This is a genomic window from Bacteroides xylanisolvens XB1A (genome assembly GCF_000210075.1).
GTDB classification, from domain to species: Bacteria; Bacteroidota; Bacteroidia; order Bacteroidales; family Bacteroidaceae; genus Bacteroides; species Bacteroides xylanisolvens.
Genome location: NC_021017.1, coordinates 691,020 through 693,930, shown reverse-complemented (window position 1 = coordinate 693,930; position 2,911 = coordinate 691,020). Strand labels below are relative to the sequence as shown.

3 protein-coding genes are annotated in these 2,911 nt (G+C 40.5%); all 3 read left to right on the top strand.

The annotated features are described in order from the left end of the window. A partial coding sequence (locus tag BXY_RS02855) for a restriction endonuclease subunit M (protein WP_208946741.1) occupies positions 1–530 on the top strand: 530 nt, incomplete at its 5' end. Further along, positions 520–2,073, top strand: coding sequence for an Eco57I restriction-modification methylase domain-containing protein (locus tag BXY_RS02850; RefSeq protein ID WP_015531175.1), 1,554 nt, complete (start codon positions 520–522; stop codon positions 2,071–2,073). The genes BXY_RS02855 and BXY_RS02850, both read left to right, overlap by 11 nt. Positions 2,074–2,077: 4 nt before the next feature. After that, positions 2,078–2,911, top strand: an 834-nt coding sequence (locus BXY_RS02845; protein ID WP_208946740.1) for a GIY-YIG nuclease family protein, incomplete at its 3' end; no start/stop codon positions are given.

The following is a 2,911-nucleotide window of genomic DNA, read 5'->3' as shown; positions in this document are numbered from 1 at the left end:
CTTGTGGTGATGGTAATTTCTTGGCTGTTATACTCAAACGCAAACTTGCCGAACTTCGCAGGAAATACAAAAAGAGTCCTCGTGATTATGAAAAACAAGCCATTGTCGCTATTGGTAGCCTTTACGGTGTGGATATAATGAACGACAATGTGATTGCTTGTCGTGAGCGTCTTTATAAAATTTGGAACGAGGAATATACCGATCATTGCAAAACCGAGGTATCGGACGAGACTCGCGAAGCTGCCAAGTTCATCATTAGCCGAAATATCATCAATGGTAATGCTCTGACGTTGATGTGCGTTGACGCCGAAGGCAAAGACACCTCTGCACCAATAGTCTTTTCCGAATGGACATTAATTGGTGGCACTCAAATGCAACGCTCCGACTATACGATGTCCGATCTTCTTCTCTACAACGACAATAGCGAAGGTAATCTCTTCGCACTCACTGAGGAGCAAAAAGAGGAAGGGGGAATATTCCTAAGAAGATATATTACTCACTACAAAAAGGTTCAGGATTATGGAGAATAGTTTGTTCAAAAGCGTCTATAATCCCGACGTGCTTTCGTGCATTGCCAATCTTAGTAATGATGAGGTGTTCACCCCTCCCGAATTGGCAAACAAGATTATTGATATGCTCCCACAGGAGTTGTTCGAGAACCCCGACACAACATTTCTTGACCCTTGTTGCAAGAGTGGAGTTTTTCTGCGTGAAATAGCCAAGCGGTTGATTAAGGGACTTGAGAAGCAGATTCCCGACCTTGAAAAACGCATTGAGCATATATTCTCAAAGCAGTTGTTTGGCATTGCCATAACGGAACTTACAAGTTTGCTATCTCGTCGCAGTGTCTATTGCAGCAAGTTCCCAAGCAGCGAGTTTTCGGCATATCAGTTTCCTGAAGACAAACCGCAAGGAAATATCATTTACCAACGTATCAAGCATACTTGGAAAGATGGCAAATGTATCTATTGCGGTGCTTCGCAGAGTGAGTACGACCGTGGTGTTGAACTTGAAACCCACGCTTATCAATTTATCCACAACTTAGATGTAAACAAGGTATTCAATATGAAATTCGATGTGATTATAGGTAATCCACCATACCAATTAAGTGACGGAGGAGCACAAGCTAGTGCAAAGCCGATCTATAACTTATTTATAGAGCAAGCGATGAAACTTAATCCTCGTTATTTGACTATGATTATTCCTGCAAGGTGGTATACTGGCGGTAAGGGGTTGGATGCTTTCCGTGACAAAATGATTAATGATAAGCGTGTACGAGTATTACATGATTATGCAGATGCATCCGAATGTTTTAGTGGTGTTGAAATAAAAGGTGGTGTATGTTATTTCCTATGGGATAAGCAGTATTCTGGAGAGTGTGAAATATACAAACACAAAGGTAATGAGATTGAAAAATCACAAAGATTTCTGGTTGAAAAGGGTGAGACTATTTTTATTCGAGAAAACAAGCTTATCTCTATTATGAGAAAAGTGTGGGCTAATAATAATATTGAGAAAGAATCGTTTGAGACAATTGTATCTTCTATGAAACCATATGGACTGAGAGGAGATTTCTTTAAAGATCCTTCGAAATATGGTTTGCCTCCAATAAAAGAAGTTGCATCTGATGGAGACTTAAGAATATTAGGATTAGATGGATTGAAAAGAGTGTATAGATATATACCTCAAGATTATCCACTGCCCAAACGAGACCTCCTAAATGATTATAAGATTTTTATTCCACGAAACGTTGGTAGTGGTGAATTTGGTGATTTTACTCCTACAACGGTTATTGCCTCACCGAAAGACCTATGTACGGAAACATTCGTTCAAGTAGGCCCATTCCATTCTATGAATGAGGCTAATAATGCAGACAATTATCTCCGTACAAAATTCTTTAGAGCATTGATAAGTATAAGAAAACAAGACCAAGGTGCTTCAAAAGCTATTTATCATTTTGTTCCAATTCAAGATTTCTCTAAATCTTGGACTGATAAGGAATTGTATGAAAAGTACAATTTGACTCAAGAAGAGATTGAATTTATTGAATCTATGATAACTTCAATGGAGTAATATTATGGAACACAACTTCTTTCCCCAACGCCCAACGATTACTCCTACCATCTATGCCTATCGATTGCCGGGAGTAGATTCTCACAAAGGTTATTTGAAAGTCGGCTATACCGATCGCACTGCGAAGGAACGTATCGATGAGCAACTGCATACAAGCAAAATTGCGTATGAGATTGTATTGGTAGAGTCGGCAATGACTAATGATGGCTCTTGCTTTACGGACAAGGATGTGCATAGACTCCTTGAACGAAAAGGGCACTCTCGTCTTAATCCACTCGACAAGACTGATGAATGGTTTAAGTGTACCGTTGCCGATGTAATGGCCGCTATATTGTCGCTCCGCATAGGAATGGACAATGTAGAGAATAGAACGCAGAATTTCACTATGCGCCCAGAGCAGTTCCGTGCAGTGGAACAGACAAGGACTTACTTTGAGCAAGCACTGAAAGAAGAGCCTAACCGCACACCAAAATTCCTGTGGAATGCAAAGATGCGTTTCGGAAAAACCTTTGCATCGTATCAGTTGGCAAAGAAGATGGGCTTGTCACGTATATTGATTCTTACATTCAAACCCGCTGTTGAATCGGCTTGGCGTGAAGACCTTGTATCGCATATAGACTTTGAGGGTTGGCAATATATCTCCAACAAAGATGCTCGCAATAACAACCTGAACATAGATCAAGAGTTCCACAGAGCCGACAAGTCCAAGCCTATTGTGGTATTCGGCTCGTTCCAAGACCTGCTAGGCACAAATGAGAGTGGAGGCATTAAGACCAAGAACGAATTTATACACACCACAAATTGGGATTTGGTTATCTTCGATGAATACCACTTTGGT

What these genes read in the sequence shown, in the direction of transcription:
- BXY_RS02850 (WP_015531175.1), top strand. Translation starts at nt 520, where the DNA reads ATGGAGAATAGTTTGTTCAAAAGCGTCTATAATCCCGACGTGCTTTCG.